This window comes from Dysgonomonas sp. HDW5A (assembly GCF_011299555.1).
Taxonomy (GTDB): Bacteria; Bacteroidota; Bacteroidia; order Bacteroidales; family Dysgonomonadaceae; genus Dysgonomonas_A.
In genome coordinates this window covers 504121-520759 of record NZ_CP049857.1, presented here as the reverse complement: position 1 = coordinate 520759, position 16639 = coordinate 504121, and the positions used below count along the sequence as shown (strand labels likewise).

Annotated in this window: 11 protein-coding genes; 7 read left to right on the top strand and 4 right to left on the bottom strand. The window is 36.3% G+C overall.

Going from position 1 to position 16639, the window contains the following annotated elements; translation table 11 throughout:
* Positions 1-11 precede the first annotated feature (11 nt).
* Positions 12-3017 carry a TonB-dependent receptor gene (locus tag G7050_RS02080; RefSeq protein ID WP_255499290.1) on the bottom strand — a complete coding sequence of 1002 codons (3006 nt, stop codon included), beginning with the start codon at positions 3015-3017 and terminating at the stop codon, positions 12-14.
* Positions 3018-3328: 311 nt separating this feature from the next.
* Positions 3329-6127 (bottom strand): triple tyrosine motif-containing protein, encoded by a 2799-nt coding sequence (locus G7050_RS02075; RefSeq protein ID WP_166110498.1) that lies wholly within the window; start codon positions 6125-6127, stop codon positions 3329-3331.
* 193 nt (positions 6128-6320) lie between these two features.
* On the opposite strand from G7050_RS02075, the gene G7050_RS02070 reads away from it, so the two are divergent.
* The 5 genes from G7050_RS02070 to G7050_RS02050 all read left to right on the top strand — a co-directional run bounded on the left by G7050_RS02070 (position 6321) and on the right by G7050_RS02050 (position 11592).
* Complete coding sequence (locus G7050_RS02070) at positions 6321-7757, top strand: TldD/PmbA family protein (protein WP_166110495.1); 1437 nt, start codon at positions 6321-6323, stop codon at positions 7755-7757.
* A gap of 20 nt (positions 7758-7777) precedes the next feature.
* Complete coding sequence (locus tag G7050_RS02065) at positions 7778-8005, top strand: DUF1003 domain-containing protein (RefSeq protein ID WP_166110491.1); 228 nt, start codon at positions 7778-7780, stop codon at positions 8003-8005.
* 95 nt (positions 8006-8100) lie between these two features.
* Positions 8101-8817, top strand: coding sequence for a DUF5020 family protein (locus G7050_RS02060; protein WP_166110488.1), 717 nt, complete (start codon positions 8101-8103; stop codon positions 8815-8817).
* Positions 8818-8888: 71 nt separating this feature from the next.
* Positions 8889-10208: an NCS2 family permease gene (locus G7050_RS02055; protein ID WP_370521935.1), complete on the top strand. Its 1320-nt coding sequence runs from the start codon at positions 8889-8891 to the stop codon at positions 10206-10208.
* A 52-nt stretch (positions 10209-10260) separates the two neighbouring features.
* Complete coding sequence (locus G7050_RS02050) at positions 10261-11592, top strand: TldD/PmbA family protein (protein WP_255499242.1); 1332 nt, start codon at positions 10261-10263, stop codon at positions 11590-11592.
* A 61-nt stretch (positions 11593-11653) separates the two neighbouring features.
* On the opposite strand, the gene G7050_RS02045 is transcribed toward G7050_RS02050, so the two are convergent.
* Positions 11654-12949 (bottom strand): gliding motility-associated C-terminal domain-containing protein, encoded by a 1296-nt coding sequence (locus tag G7050_RS02045; RefSeq protein ID WP_166110482.1) that lies wholly within the window; start codon positions 12947-12949, stop codon positions 11654-11656.
* A gap of 109 nt (positions 12950-13058) precedes the next feature.
* Entirely contained in the window at positions 13059-14270 is a 1212-nt protein-coding gene (locus G7050_RS02040) for a pyridoxal phosphate-dependent aminotransferase family protein (RefSeq protein WP_166110479.1), read from the bottom strand.
* A gap of 326 nt (positions 14271-14596) precedes the next feature.
* On the opposite strand from G7050_RS02040, the gene G7050_RS02035 reads away from it, so the two are divergent.
* Complete coding sequence (locus G7050_RS02035) at positions 14597-15463, top strand: murein hydrolase activator EnvC (protein WP_166110475.1); 867 nt, start codon at positions 14597-14599, stop codon at positions 15461-15463.
* Between the two features lie 7 nt (positions 15464-15470).
* Positions 15471-16616 carry a 1-deoxy-D-xylulose-5-phosphate reductoisomerase gene (locus G7050_RS02030; protein ID WP_166110473.1) on the top strand — a complete coding sequence of 382 codons (1146 nt, stop codon included), beginning with the start codon at positions 15471-15473 and terminating at the stop codon, positions 16614-16616.
* Positions 16617-16639: the final 23 nt, after the last annotated feature.

The following is a 16639-nucleotide window of genomic DNA, read 5'->3' as shown; positions in this document are numbered from 1 at the left end:
ATTTTATATAATTAGAAAGTAAGATTTAGACCAAAAGTGTATATTGCAGGCATAGGGTAAGATCCATTGTCTATACCAAATGCTGTAGCATCACCTCCTAATTCAGGCGTATAACCTGTATTGTTTTTCCAAGTTTTCAAGTTTTGAGCATTAACAAATACTTTCAAGGCTTTTACACGTACTTTTTTTAGTGCATTTTGGTCAAAAGTATAACCTACTTGGATATTTCTGATTCTAAAGAAACTTCCGTCTTCGATATAATAAGTTGAGTTTTCATTATTTATTGTACGGGTTGTATTCAATATCGGTTCTGAGTTAGATGTACCTTCTCCGTGCCATCTGTCAAGGCGATGAGACATATAATTGAATTGTGACCAGTTATAGTTATCCCAAGTTCTGTATATCTCATTTCCATATACCCCCATCAAGTCAACTCCAAGGTCAAAATTTTTGTAATTAAGTCCTAGTGAAATACCATAAGTAAAATCAGGAGTTGGGTTACCAATCATACCTCTATCGGCAGTTGTTATTTTGCCATCACCATCCATATCTTTGAACTTAAGGTCTCCGGGCTTTACAGTTGTTAAAGTATTTTTAGGAGAATTAGCAATATCTGCATCGGATTGGTATACACCATCTACAGTATAGCCATAGAAGAATCCAATAGGATATCCTGCTGTAGTATGTGATATGTTTTTATCACCTTTGATGATAGTATATCCATCTTGTACCAGTGATTTTACTTTGTTGTCTATTGTTGTTAAGTTTCCACTTATACTATATCCCCAGTCAGTATTAATCTTGTCATTCCACGAAACTACAACTTCAAAACCTTTATTTTGAATTTCTCCTAAGTTTCCTAGGCCAGGTGTTGTTCCTGCGATTCCTGGGATCTCAGCTAGAAGATCTTTTGTGTTTTTCTTGTAATATACACTTTCTAAGCGCAATCTATTTGCAAGCATATTCATTTCAAATCCGGCTTCCCAAGCTTCAATCTTTTCCCATCTCAAATTTGGATTTGGGATGTATTTCAAAGAATATGAAGGGTATTCCACTGAAGGATTGCCAAATATAGCAGATGTTTCGTTTGTCAAAAGAGGTTGTGCCGGATATGGAGTCGACATGTTTTGATTACCTAGTGTACCCCAAGATCCTTTAATCTTTAAGAAGTCAATAACAGATTGGTTTTGCATAAAGTCTTCTTCAGACATAACCCAACCTCCACCTGCAGAGTAGAAATTTTGCCATTGATTACCTGTATAGAAGAATGCCGAAGATCCATCGCGACGGAATGAACCGTTAAACAGATATTTGTTCTTGTAGCTATAAAGAGCTCGTAAAAGGAATGATACTGTTGATCTCTCCCATTGTTCGCTCTCAGTTTTAGATGTACTAGGATCACCCATGCTCACATACCATTTATCAGGGTTATTAGGTATAGGTAAACCTTCTCCTTGACCTCTTTCTGCGGTAAGTTTTGTTAAACTATTATAGAATGTTGTGAAACCTGCGGTTGCTGTAATGCTATGGTCGTTAATCTTATTGGTATAAGTTAATACATAATCAGCCTGTACTTTAGTTTCATCTTCTTTTATCTGCTGTACACTCGTTTTTTTGGTACCTAAAGTGTCAATAGGGTTGGGGCCTCCAATCGATGGATCGTATACTGCAACTATAGGAGTATATTTACGGCTATCGTCAGATCTGTAGTCAAGAGCAAACATTGCTTTGAAATTGAAGTTCTTAAGGAAGTTTACTTCTCCATATACATTACCGCCACCACGATAGTTTAAAGCTTTCGTTGTGTTGCTTCTTGCACTAATATCAACCATTGGGTTTTCAATTTGTGCTTTTTGAAAGCTAGGCAGAGCGTGATATAGTTGAAACTCTTCATTGAATACGGGAGCTACTGGAGCTGCATATAAAGCTTTAAGTACGGATTTTTGATCAGCAGGGGTCATTCTTGCACCATTAAATTGAAACCCAACTTTAATGTCTTTAGTTAGATTATAGTCACTGCTTAAATTGACAGTTACTTTTCCGAATTTTTCATGCTTAATATTTCCTTCTTCAGAAGCATATCCTACTCCTAGATAAAACTTACTTTTATCTGTAGAACCTGTTACACTAACGTTACTGTTAGACATAAATCCGGTTTGGAAAATTTCATCCTGCCAATTTGTGTTTGCTTGCCAGTCTGTAAAATCGTAAGGCTTATCTCCTTGATTGACTAATTGCTCATTATAAAGTTCTTTAAATTGAGGAGCATTAGTCATTTTTATTTTATCTACAACTTGCTTGAAGCCAAAAGCTGTATTTATATTCACAAGGGTTTGCCCTTCTTTTGCTCTTTTAGTATTAATGATGATAACACCATTTGCACCACGTACCCCGAAAATTGCTAATGATGAGGGATCTTTAAGAATTTCCATAGATTCGATATCGGCAGGATTCAGGAAGTTAATGTTGTCATTAAATAATCCGTCTACCACATATAAAGGCTTGTAACCATTGATAGAGTTTGTTCCTCGTATACGAATTTCAGGATCTTGTCCAGCTTTACCGGTATTTATTACTTGTACCCCTGCTACTTTACCTTGTATAGAGGCCAATGGATTAGATGCCGGTTTTGTAAATACATCATCTCCTTTTACTGTTACGATAGATCCTGTTAAATCTCTTTTTTTTGCAGTACCATAACCAATTACAATTGCTGTTTCTAATTCGTGGGTATCATCAATTAATACAACGTCGATTTTTGTTTTAGACCCAACTGGAATTGATTGTGGTTTCATTCCTAAAAATGTAAATTCAAGTACATCGCCTGATTTTACGGTAACGGAATAATTACCGTCAAAATCGGTAACTGTTCCTGTAGTGGAACCTTTGACTGTAACACTAACACCCGGTAGTGGATCTTTTTGCTCATCGGTGACTACTCCTGTTACTGTAGTCTGAGCAAAAGCATTTGAGATGCTTGCTGAGAAGATTAAGAATAGTAGAAGACAAAACTTCATACTGATTCTCCTCGTAGAGGTCAATCTAGTTTCTTTCATGGATTTCTGATTTTTACTGTTTAACATTTTTTCATTCAGCCTGACAAGTCTAAATATTTCTAAAAAACGCCATAAGAATTTTAGTAAAAAATATCTTGTTTTTCTTGAATGAGTTGCAGCAAATGTAAAAACACTAAGGTCAGTCGCTATGAAATTTGTCTCATAATGTATACATAGGTCTTATATTTAACAATAACCATACCTCATTATTACTACTCAAAAAAAAATAATATGCTGTTAATTAGGTTTTTGTAATTGATATTGTGTGCCTTTTATATTTGCAAAAAGAAATCGTTTAGATGCTGGTGCGAAGGTATATCAAGCTTTTTGCGTAGTCGATATCTGCTATTTTCTACAGCTCTTACCGAAATGTTCATTAATGCAGCTATCTCTTTTGAGTCTAAATTCAGTTTTAAACAGGCACATAATCTCAGGTCATTTGCTGTAAGCTGAGGGTAAGTTTCTTTTATTTTTTTAAAGAAATTTGTGTGCTTTTGTTCGAATTTAATAAGGAATGTTTTCCAGTCTTCTTCGCTATCAAGATTACTATTCAATAGGGTATTTATCTTTTGAAAAAGTGGAGTCAATGTTTTGTTGTTTTGTTTCGTGTAGAACTCTTCTACTTCATTTTTTATTTTAAGAATAAGTTCATTACGTTGTATAATAAATGAAGTTTGAGAAAGTAATTCTGCATTTTTTTCTTCTACTTCCTGCTTTAGAAGCTCGTTGATAAGGTTTAAGCGTTTGGTCTCCAATATGCGTAACTTCTTTATATGCAATTTTTTGTACTTGTATTGGATATACATAATTATAGAAGTGATGAACAAAATAAATAATAGGCAATAGGCTAGAACGGCCCAACCGGATTGATGCCATGGTGCGAGTATTTCGAAAGAGAATTTTATCTCCTCCGATTTGTTTCCTTGACGATCTATGGCAACAACAACGAAGGTATATTTTCCTTTAGGAAGACGTTCATAGGTAATATTATTTTGATTTTTCAACACATACCACTGATCGTCTAACCCTTCAAGCTTATATTTAAAGGATATATTACGCGTTAAGGTTTCAGCTGTTGAAAATTGAAATCTTATAGTATTGAACGAATGGCTTATTTGATTGAAGTTATTATCAAGATAAACCGATTCACCCCCTGAATTAGATATTCTGATAGATTTAAAATAAGGTTGAGCTATTGGTTTGTTTTCGGCTGTGACTTTATTTTTACATAATAGAAAACCGTTATCCAAGCAAACCAGGCTATAGTCATCATCCAGATTTACAATATTTTCATAATTATCGATCATCGAGAAGTTCTTATAACCGATGTCTATTCTGAATTTTATTTGGGCTGTGTTATCATTGTAAGTTACATTATAAATAAGATCATTACCTATGATCCAGAAATTATTAGGGGATATATTTACAACCTCTTTGAGCCCTGAAATATCACGGAAGCATTCATTTAAAGCATGCTCAGGTACAATGGTACCGTCAATATCGTTATAGGTGTAAAATTTATTATTACCTAGAAAAGCAACCCTTCCTCCTACTTTGAATAACTTTAATTTATAGGGAATGTCTTGTTGTCCTTCGTTTCCGTAATATTTGAATGATTCTATTTTCGAAAAATCATCATTGAGTCTGGTTCGGTATATGCCTTTGTTCATGTGCTGCAACCAAACATTATTGAGATGATCCGTCTGGACTTTATTTATAGGTTCCTGAATTTCATTGAGTTTATAGAGAGTCTTTGTGCTTTTATCTATAGACATTAAACTGATATAAGTTCCTAAAAGAAGATGGTCTTTATCTTTTTCCAGTGTATAGAATACTCCTGTGTTTATTTTATAGGGGGATGTTACCGATAGATTCCGGTCTATAATTAATAGACCCCGGTTATGTGAACAGTACAGTTGACCATCAATAACATTTAAACTCCATACCTGACCTTCGGTTCTGGGAACCAACTTGAACTTAGAAAGAGCGTTCATACTATATAAATCATTTTTTTCTATATAATATGTGCCTTGGTTGGTGCCAATGAATAATTTGTTGTCATACAATGCAGCCGAATATACTGCTCCTATTTTGCCCTTAGGATCGGTCATACAGCTAATGCCATTTAGGTATTGTATACATGAAATACCTCTATCCAGCCCTGCCCAGATATTATTGGAGCGATCTTCATATAAGGCCAGTACGGTATTGTTATGGAGATATGTTTCAGTATTGAAATGATTGGTTATATTGCCACTGGGAGACACCTCATATATGCCTCCAAGTATTGTACCGAAATAGTAATTACCATTTCGTGCAGCTAATCCGCAATTAACATTATTGTCTATAAGCTCTCTGTTGTTATTCCAGACTTTGAACTCTGATCCGTCGTAAATATAGAGCCCCATCGAAGATGTACCTATAATGTATTTATTATCCGAAGTCGGCAGTACAGTCTTGACTTCTGTTTTGGAAAATATATCACTGCCCGCTATTTTTTCATACCTGTTCCCTTCGATTTTAAAGAGGCTTCCTCCCATTTCCTGAACCCATAATTCATCCCTTACTTTTATCAGAAAAAGGATGTTTTTTTGTTCCGGAAATTTATACACATTATTCTGATCGTATATGTATATGTTTTTGAATGACTGGAAATACACAAGATTGTCTCTCTTCCAGATTCTCCAGATATCATCATTATGCAAAGGTCCTCCGGGAAGGTTATCGCTCAAAGAAGTATATTTAAGAATGCCGCTGATATCTCTGTCCCATCTGCCAAATTCTTCATAACCTCCGGTATATATCGTCTGATTGGAAGCTGCGTATATGGCTCTTACTACATCGGCTTTGTGCAATTTGTTCAGATGCCAGTCTATTCCGTCAAACTCCAATAAACCTAAATCATTTCCAATATACATTATGCCTTTCTCGTCTTCGCTCAAAGACCAGTTTTTATTTCCGGCCTGGTAGTCGTTCCTGCTAAAGTTGATAATGTTAGGATTGTTGGCTGATATTCCGGCGCATGATAATATAAGGACACTTATAACTGTCAAAAATATATTACGAGTCATATTTTCTCTGACTTTTTATTGTATTTGTTGTATGGTTTCTGTAACGAAAGGATAAAGATATAGAAAAATAGATTAATTTTGATGCACGAAAATGTTATAAGGTCCAAGACCTGCCAATTGCTTTGGTAAGTGCCATAACCAAAGGGTGATAGATTGAATAATATGGTTTTAAATAGTTGAAAGAACATAATAGATGATAGGATTGGGTGCAGATGTAAATATATATGATGTTTTAGCTCATTTTCGTGTTACGACAGAAGATCTTCAGAAAGTGTTAAATGAAGCTCTGGCAAAAGGAGGAGATTATGCAGATCTTTATTTTGAACATACCATCAATAGTAGCATCTCTCTTCGCGATGGAGAGGTAAACAGAACCTCTTCCAACATAGATTATGGAGTAGGTGTGAGAGTGGTTGTAGGAGAGCAAACAGGCTATGCCTATGTCGAAAATACAACGCTTGCGGATATGCTGAAAGCTGCAAAGACCGCAGCCGGAATAGCACATACTTTAAAACAAAGCACTTCAATAAATATAACCGAAACGCATTTTACAAATTACTATAAAATAAATAAGTCTTGGCAGGATGTCTCGGTAAATGAGAAAAAAGAATTTATAGAAAAGCTTAATGCCCGCATATTTGAACTTGATCCCCGAGTGATAAAAGCTTCGGTTAGTCTGAATCATTCCACTTCCTATATATTATTCTTTAATTCCGAAGGTATTCTTTCATGGGATTACCGCCCTATGGCGATAATGTACGGAGGATGTACGATGGAACAAAACGGGAAGATCGAGAATGGTTTTGCATCACGTGCTTACCGTAAAGGCTTTGAGTTCTTAAATGATGGTTTACTGGAAACATTGGCTAATGAAGCAGTTTCGCAAACAGCCCTTATGTTTGATGCCGTAAAACCTAAAGGAGGCGAAATGCCTGTTGTCATGGGTGCAGGAGGTTCGGGGATATTACTGCATGAGGCAATAGGACATGCTTTTGAAGCCGATTTTAATCGTAAGAATGTTTCTATATTTTCCGATTTGTTAGGGAAATCAATCTGTAACTCCAATATAAATGTAGTTGATGATGGTACTATAGAGTATGCCAGAGGTGCAATTAATTTTGATGACGAAGGTGTCGAAAGCCAAAAGACATATATCGTAAGAAACGGTATTCTTGAAAGCTATTTACACGATAGAATCAGTGCAAAATACTATGGTGTAAAACCTACCGGAAATGGAAGACGTCAGTCGTTCCGTCATGTACCTATGCCACGCATGCGTGTGACCTATATGGAATCGGGCAATATGACCAATGAGGAGATGATTGCCAGCGTAAAGCAAGGTGTTTATGTTGATAACTTTAGTAACGGTCAAGTACAGATCGGTGCAGGTGATTTTACATTTTATGTGAAAACCGGCTATTTAATAGAAAACGGAAAATTAACCCAGCCGATAAAAGATATAAATATTATAGGCAACGGGCCTAAAGCCTTAGCTGATATAACTATGGTCGGTAATAATCTGAAGATTGACGAAAGTTCGTGGACGTGTGGAAAGGATGGACAAAGTGTTCCAGTAGGACAAGGGCTGCCTTCGGTGTTGGTGAGTAAGTTGACTGTAGGAGGAGAGTAGACTTAACTAAACTTCTAATAATGATGATGAGTCAGAATCGTCAGGAAGAAAAAGATCGCGATCGCTCAAAGAAAGATTATATGATTAATCTGAAATCGGAATTGGAAGTTCGCACTTTGCATGAAAAGATAGATCACCTGATGATATATCAACAGCAGGAGCTCATCGAAATTCAAAAGATTCAGATTGAGATGATGAATGATATATTGGCACAGGTTGAAAAAAATAATAAGAACAACCAATTCTAGTATCAATCTGAGATTGATAACTCTTTATAACTTTAGTAAATAATTTATTCTGTCTAAATAATACACGTTTAATAATTTATTGAGCAAAGAACTCTATGAAAAAACATTTACTTCTTTCGTTACTTCTATTCGCAGTATCTATTATCTCTTATTCGCAGGAAATTCAACTGCACTTCGATCCAAGACACAGTTTAAACAATGATGTCGCACCACGAAATTACTTTACGGCAACATTTCAAATGTTTAAACCCGATAAATGGGGATCTACTTTTGGTTTTATCGATATTGATTTCAATCAAAGCAGAGGCAATATTGGTCTTGCTTATTTAGAAATTTATAGGAATATAAAAGTAGGTAATAGTCCTATTATGCCGCATGTCGAATTTAATGGTGGGATAGTTCGAGGTGACAATTTTTCAGGATTTTCGATACCTAATGCCTATATGATCGGAGGAGCGTACGATCATGCTTTTGGATCTGTATTTATTAGCACCTATTTAACTTACAAGTATAATACCTTTGATAAAGTGAGCCACGATGTGCAATGGACAGGAATCTGGAATACAAACTTGTTTGATAATAAAGTAACATTAACCGGGTTTATTGATGTTTGGACTGAAAATAAAGACAGAGTATCCGGTAAAGGAGGTAAAAAAGTTATTCTGCTTACAGAACCTCAGTTTTGGTATAATATAGATCAGAATCTGTCTTTTGGTAGTGAAATAGAAATTACCAATAATTTTTATGGCACTTCAAACTATAAAAATAAATTGTATGTATTTCCGACCATTGCCGGTAAATGGACCTTCTAAGGTCTCTTTCTATAACTCTAAAAGACCATTAAATACTTTCATCTACTTCATAAATATACCCAATGAATAATATGTTAGAGAAAATTTTTAAACTGAAAGAAAATAATACGACTGTCCGTACCGAATTATTCGCAGGACTGATAACCTTTCTTACCATGTCTTATATTCTGGTTGTAAATCCGAATATTTTGGGAGAAACCGGAATGGATAGGGCTGCAGTATTTACAGCTACGGTTTTAGGTTCGGTTATAGCTACTCTTTTTATGGCATTTTTTACCAATCTGCCTGTTGCACAAGCTCCGGGGATGGGGCTTAATAATTTTTTCGCCTTTACGGTTGTGCTCACGATGGGTTATACGTGGCAATTTGCTTTAACAGCGGTTTTCATTGAAGGACTTATATTTATACTTCTTACTTTTTTTAATGTTCGGGAATTAATAGTAAACAGTATCCCTCGGGTTTTGAAAGAAGCCATTCCCGTAGGTGTCGGTTTATTTATTACACTCGTCGGATTAAAAAGTGCAGGGGTAGTAGTTGGAAATGATGCCACTTTGGTTTCTTTGGGAGATATGGCAAATCCGAATGTTTGGATTGCACTGGCAGGAGTGGTTATTACGGGAGCTTTGTTGGCACTCAATGTAAATGGAGCTATTCTGATAGGTATAGTCGCTGCGACGATTGGCGGTGTTTTTGCTGGAATAGTTCATTTTCCCGAAGGTAATTGGGTAAGTCTTCCTCCGTCTTTGGCTCCTACATTTGCTCAATTCCAATGGGATAAAGTATTTACATTCGATATGGCATTAGTCGTATTTACATTCTTATTTGTAAATCTTTTTGATACCGTAGGAACTCTTATCGGGGTAGTTTCGAGAACCGGTTTATTAGATAAAGACGGTAACTTCCCTCAGATGAAAAAAGCATTATTTGCAGATGCTTTAGGTACAACTATAGGATCGGTTTTGGGTACAAGTCCAATTACAGCCTACATCGAAAGTTCGTCAGGGGTTGCAGCCGGAGGGCGTACAGGCCTAACTTCGGTAAGTACAGCTTTTATGTTTGTGCTGGCACTGTTTTTTGCCCCCTTGTTTCTCATAGTACCTGCTTCGGCAACATCACCCGCGCTTATCGTTGTGGGGCTGTTTATGATTTCGGCAGTAGCTAAAATAAATTTCGATGATATTACGGAGTCTTTACCGGCTTTCGTTACACTCATTTTTATGCCTTTTACATACAGTATTGCACAAGGTATTGTTTTTGGTATACTTACCTATTTCTTTGTTAAAATATTATCGGGAAGATATAAGGATGTTTCTACAATGATTTATGTTTTATCAGCTCTGTTCATTATAAAATTAGGACTTGACGCTGCCCATATCTGGGAGAAAATGTAAATTTAGATATACAGATACTAAAGCACTTTATTTATTTAAAAACAACTAAAAGATGACACTTATAACCCGTCAACACAAAGATATAGCACAATGGGCGATGGAAATAGCCTTGAAAAATGGCTGTTCTTCTTCCAGAGTGTCTCTAACCGTAGCCAATAATAACTCTTTTGAGTATCGAAATACTCAGTTGGATAAGCTGCATCAGAGTTCCGAAAATAAGTTATACATAGAATTATATGTGGATGGCAGATATGGAACCCTTTCGACAAATAGACTTGAAAAGTCCGAATTGGAGGCGTTTATCAAAGATGGTATTGCTTCGACACGCTTCCTAGCTCCCGATTTATGTCGTCAATTGCCCGATATGGATCGTTATTATAAGATGAACTCCGAGGATGATTTAGATTTATTCGATGCTACTTTTTTTGATTATACAGTCGATCAGAAATTAGCTGTTGCAAAAGCTACAGTTGAGGAGATTTACGGAACAGATGACCGTATAGTATCAGTCGTATCCAGTTACGATGACGGATGCGGTGCCGAGTACATGGTGGCAAGTAACGGATTTGAGGGAGAGATTCAAGATACAGCTTATAGTTTAACCGCAGAAGTTGCACTCAAAACCGCAGGTGACGCACGTCCCGAGTCTTATTGGTATGACAGTAAATTATATTGGACAGATCTGCAAACCGAGGGGATTGCCCGGAAGGCACTAAAGAGGGCTTTTCAGAAGCTTGGGCAAACCAAGATAAAGTCAGGAAAGTATAATTTGCTCCTAGACAATACGGTATCCATGAAATTAGTATCTCCACTTATTTCTGCTATGTATGGTACTGCAATTCAGCAAAAAAATACATTCCTATTAAACAGGTTAGGAGACAAAATTGTGTCGGATAAACTTACCGTTATAGATAATCCCCATCAGAGAAGATCATTCGGTTCTCGTTGGTACGATGGTGAAGGTGTTGCTACTAAAGATCAGATATTGATTGATAAAGGAGTTTTAAATACTTACTTTATTGATTCCTATAATGCCCTTAAATTAAATACGCAGCCTACTATCGCATCTCCATCAATAGTGAAACTGAAACATGGCTCCAAAAATCATTCTCAGCTATTGAACACAATGCATCATGGAATTTGGGTAACAGGTTTTAATGGAGGAAATACGAATAGTACCACAGGCGATTTTTCATTCGGAATAGAAGGTTTTTTTATTGAGAATGGAATTGTAACAACTCCAATCGGTGAAATGAATATAACAGGAAATATTCTTGAGCTATGGAATAATTTGGTAGAAGTTGGGAATGACCCTCTCTCATTAAATTCTTCACGGCAAATACCATCGCTCCTATTTGAAAATGTAAGTTTCAGTGGTTTATAAAAATAGAAAAAGATGAAAGTTAAAGCTTTCATCTTTTTTGTTTCTATTAAATACTACGTCTTTACTTCTTTCGTATCACATTTATATCTCCTGCCATTTTATAATGCTTGCCTTCCGAACCGAGAGCATCTATCGCATAAAAATAAACTCCTGTATTCACATATTTACCATTGTATTTACCATCCCATCCTTTTGACGGATCAGTCCATTCGTAAAGCTTATTCCCCCATCGGTTGAAAATCGTACATTTAAATTTAACTAACGATTTGTAAGTAACCCTAAAAACTTTAGCTTCTTCGCTGTTTGCATCCGGAGAGAAAATATTCGGTACTTTAAGTTCTGATTCAGCAATAGAGAATTGAACATTTACAGTATCTGCACAGACAGAACCTCTGTCCGCAACTTCTAATACAACCCGAAATGTTCCAGCATTATTAAATGTATATCGAATATTTTGATCGGTATAGCGAACTATCGGGTTCTCCATATCGGATGTATTATAAATAAACCATGTATAGAAGCGGGCGGTAGGATCATTGCCATATCCCGAGAAGTTAATCTGAGCAGGAGCAGAACCTCCCAGGCCGGTTGATTCTTCACTGCTATTCACTTGCACTGCATCCATAAAAGCTTTAACCGCAATTGCCGTATATTCTTTACTGTCAATATGTATATCCAGTCCGAAATGCTTTGCAATCTGATCACCACTGAGCGTGAATTTAGTATCCTTTAGTGGTGCATCAATTGTAGCATCTATACCAATATCACGAGGACCTATCGTCTTGATTACCTCTTTGAACTCCTTTGAAGTTCCATCAAAATCAGGATATTCTATTGTGTATTTTCTTATGACCGAATATTCACCTCCGGTGGTAGCATAATAAGGTAGATCATCAGATTTGTTTATCAATAACTTCAGGAATTCGCATCTGTCTCCTCCCTCAGAGGGTTCGATTGAATTTAATATGGGCAGATGCTTACTGTAGTCAATTATCCATATTACAGCATTATTTACACCATTTACCTCTGCGAAATATCCTCTTGAATCTTCCAGATTAGTTATTGTATATGTTGTATTATTTCCACTGTTACTTGTCGATATATCAGAATAGGGGATTAATACTTTATCCGATAAAGATCGGCTGTATTTGTAGAAACGAACAACAGCTGCATTTGACGTATACGTTATGGTAGCTCCCGAGAAAGTATTTAAAATGTATATTTTAGAAATACCTGTGCCTCCAAGTCCGTCAGTATATTCATAAGGCTTTTCTCCAATACCTCCTGATACTGTGTATTGTGCCGATGATGTAATTGTAATTGCGAATAAGAATAAACATGTAAGAAAATACTTCATATTTTGATATTGAGATCTTTTAATGAATGCTTAGTCGTATATATAAAAATAAAAACCCTCTATCTTTAAACGAAAGAGGGTTTTATTTTATTATGTAGGAAACTTAAATTTAAGCTTTTTCCATATTGTTTGCGAGTACGCCCATTTTTTTGAATATCGCCCCGATTTTATCTAAAGCAATGTCCACTTGTTCTTTTGTATGAGTAGCCATTAATGAGAATCGTATAAGCGTGTCTTTAGGAGCAACAGCCGGAGATACTACCGGATTCACGAAAACACCTTCTTCAAATAAAGTACGGGTTATAATGAATGTTTTTTCATTATCACGTATATATAAAGGAATAATCGGACTATTGGTATGTCCTATTTCACAACCCAACTGACGGAATCCTTCTAATGCATAGTTTGTGATATTCCACAAATTCTCTACACGATCAGGTTCACTCATCAATATATCAAGAGCAGCATTTGCAGCAGCAGTAGCTCCCGGAGTAACACTTGCACTGAATATATAAGGACGTGAATTGTGACGAAGATAATCAATAATTGTTTCCTCTGCAGCAATAAAACCACCGATAGATGCCAATGATTTACTAAAAGTTCCCATGATAAGATCCATGCTGTCAGTCAGACCGAAATAGTCATGAACGCCTTTACCATTGAAGTTACGACCGAATACTCCTAAACCGTGAGCTTCATCGATCATAATATTACCATTGTACTTTTTAGATAGCTCTACAACTTTTGGTAGATTGATAACATCACCTTCCATGCTGAAAACACCATCAACCACAATTAGTTTAACTTTGTCAGGTTCGCATTTTTGGAGTTGTTTCTCCAAAGAATCCATATCATTGTGGCGGAATTTCAATTTCGTAGAAAGAGAAGCTCTGTTTCCTTCAATTATTGAAGCATGATCTAGTTCATCCCAAATGATGTAATCTTCACGGCCTGTAATACAGCCTACTACACCTTGGTTAACATTAAAGCCGGTTGAATACACTAATGCATCCTCTTTGCCCACAAATGCGGCTAATTTTTTCTCTAATTGAACATGAATGTCCAAAGTTCCGTTTAAAAAACGAGAGCCTGCCATTCCTGTCCCGTATTTACGGGTTGCAGCAATTGAAGCTTCTACAACTTTGGGGTGATTAGTCAATCCAAGATAGGCATTTGAGCCAAACATCAAGACTTTTCTACCGTTGATAACTACCTCAGTGTCTTGGTCACTCTGAATTTCTCTGAAATAAGGATAGATACCTGCAGCGCGAGCGTTTCTGGCAGCATCATATCGATATAGCTTATTACTTAATAGGCTCATATATAACTTTATAATAAATAGAAATATTAATTATAACCACTTTTTCAAGCTTTTTTTCTGGAAAAAGCAGGCTGCAAAAATAGCTAAAAAAAATTAAAGAAACGATTCTGATAGAAATATTTTACCGAATAGCCTATTTGTTGAATTAAAATGATCGAATTTAATTTTCTTTAATGAAATACTAAAACGCAAAGCCACAATCTGTATTTCTTTTATTAAATTTGCATGCTTGATTATATTTGGTGAGAAATATCAAAGAATTAGTACGCTTAGGTATAATGAATCAAGTAAGGTTTTAATGAGGTCTGAGACCTTAAAATGATTTAATGGCAAAAAGAAAAGATAAAAATCGACATAGTTTTTGGAAACGGCTACACTTCAAGTACCGTTTGTCTATATTGAATGAGAACACACTTGAAGAAGTGTGGAAACTTCGTGTTTCGATGTTTTACGGTATTATGTTGTATTTGACGTCCTTTTTTATTTTGATGGTAATTGCCTCTGTGATAATAATATCAACACCTATTCGCAACTACTTACCCGGTTATTTAGATTCCGAGATTAGAGAACAGGCAATACGTGCAGCTATTCAGGTCGATTCGTTAGAACTCCAACAAAGTTACCAGTTGGCATATTTGGAAAATATAAAAGATATTTTTGCAGGAAAAGTACAGCCTGATTCCGAAAATAAAGTGGATACTGTTACAATCTCCGAAACCGACAAATCTTTACAAAGTACCGATAAAGAACGAAAATACAGGGAAGAGTATGAAGAGGCTGAAAAATACAACCTGTCAACTATTTCCACTTCCGATGCAACACCCACCGAAGGCGTTACTTTCTTTCGTCCGGTAAAAGGTATAATCACAGGGAAATTTAATCTTCCTTCGCGGAATTACGGGGTGAAGATTGTTACTGCCGGTGAAAGTGTGGTAGCAACTCTCGAAGGATCCGTTGTCTTTGCAGGCTATGCCGATAATGGGTATATGCTTCAATTACAACATAAAAACGGATTTATATCTGTTTACAAAGGAGTCTCGATGATCTTGAAAAAAACAGGAGATAAAGTCAGAACCGGGGAAGCTATTGCCATGGTAGGTAATGGAAAAGACAATTCAGAAAAAACAACATTACAATTCGAACTTTGGTATAAGGGTAACCCTATCAATCCCGAATTATATATATCATTCTAAAAAATAGATGAAACGTAAACTCGCTATATTAGGATCAACAGGATCTATAGGCACACAGGCATTAGACGTGGTCAGAGAGCATTCCGATAAATTTGAGGTATATGCTATCACTGCAAATAATAGCTTGGATTTGCTGGTGAAACAAGCCCGTGAATTTCAGCCTGAGGTGGTCGTGATTGCTAATGAAGATAAATATGAAGCCCTTAAAGCAGCATTGGCTGATCTGCCTATTAAGGTTTGGGCAGGAATGGATTCTATTGTTCAGGTAGTTCAGAGCGAACCTATCGATATAGTGCTTACAGCTATGGTTGGTTATGCCGGATTGGCTCCAACTATCAGTGCTATTAAAGCTAAAAAGCCTATTGCATTGGCCAATAAAGAGACATTGGTAGTTGCGGGTGAATTAATCACAGAATTGGCATTAGAAAATAAAGTGCCTATATTACCGGTCGATTCGGAACATTCGGCTATCTTTCAATGTTTAAATGGCGAATGTAGTCCTATCGAGAAAATATTACTGACTGCTTCGGGTGGCCCTTTCCGTAAATTCAACAAAGATGAATTGCAAAAAGTGACTAAGCATCAGGCTCTAAAACATCCTAATTGGGAGATGGGAGCTAAGATTACCATCGATTCGGCGACGTTAATGAATAAAGGCTTTGAAATGATCGAAGCTAAGTGGCTCTTTGGGCTTACTCCCGATCAAGTGCAGGTAGTTGTACATCCTCAGTCTATTATTCATTCGATGGTACAATTCGAAGATTCTTCTATTATAGCGCAGATGGGTTTACCTGATATGCGTTTACCGATTCAATATGCGTTTGCCTATCCGAATCGTCTGAAATCTAATTTCGAACGACTGGATATATTTAAACTGGGTACTATGACTTTCGAAGAGCCTGATATGGATCGATTCCGTAATCTGGCCTTTGCTTTTGATGCAGCCAATAAAGGGGGAAATATGCCTTGCATCGTAAATGCTGCAAACGAAATAGTTGTAGAAGCCTTTCTAAAAGAAAAAATAGGCTTTCTCGAGATGAGCGACATTATAGAGAAAACCATGCAGAAAGCTTCATTTATTCAAAAGCCAACGTATGACGACTATGTGTTGTCAAATATCGAAGCCAGAGAAGTGGCCGCTGCTTTTATTTAAGCTTAGGTCACTAACAAATCATA

Coding starts and splice junctions, on each gene's coding strand:
- G7050_RS02080 (WP_255499290.1), bottom strand. CDS start 3,017: ATGAAGTTTTGTCTTCTACTATTCTTAATCTTCTCAGCAAGCATCTCA.
- G7050_RS02075 (WP_166110498.1), bottom strand. CDS start 6,127: ATGACTCGTAATATATTTTTGACAGTTATAAGTGTCCTTATATTATCA.
- G7050_RS02070 (WP_166110495.1), top strand. CDS start 6,321: ATGATAGGATTGGGTGCAGATGTAAATATATATGATGTTTTAGCTCAT.
- G7050_RS02065 (WP_166110491.1), top strand. CDS start 7,778: ATGATGATGAGTCAGAATCGTCAGGAAGAAAAAGATCGCGATCGCTCA.
- G7050_RS02060 (WP_166110488.1), top strand. CDS start 8,101: ATGAAAAAACATTTACTTCTTTCGTTACTTCTATTCGCAGTATCTATT.
- G7050_RS02055 (WP_370521935.1), top strand. CDS start 8,889: ATGTTAGAGAAAATTTTTAAACTGAAAGAAAATAATACGACTGTCCGT.
- G7050_RS02050 (WP_255499242.1), top strand. CDS start 10,261: ATGACACTTATAACCCGTCAACACAAAGATATAGCACAATGGGCGATG.
- G7050_RS02045 (WP_166110482.1), bottom strand. CDS start 12,949: ATGAAGTATTTTCTTACATGTTTATTCTTATTCGCAATTACAATTACA.
- G7050_RS02040 (WP_166110479.1), bottom strand. CDS start 14,270: ATGAGCCTATTAAGTAATAAGCTATATCGATATGATGCTGCCAGAAAC.
- G7050_RS02035 (WP_166110475.1), top strand. CDS start 14,597: ATGGCAAAAAGAAAAGATAAAAATCGACATAGTTTTTGGAAACGGCTA.
- G7050_RS02030 (WP_166110473.1), top strand. CDS start 15,471: ATGAAACGTAAACTCGCTATATTAGGATCAACAGGATCTATAGGCACA.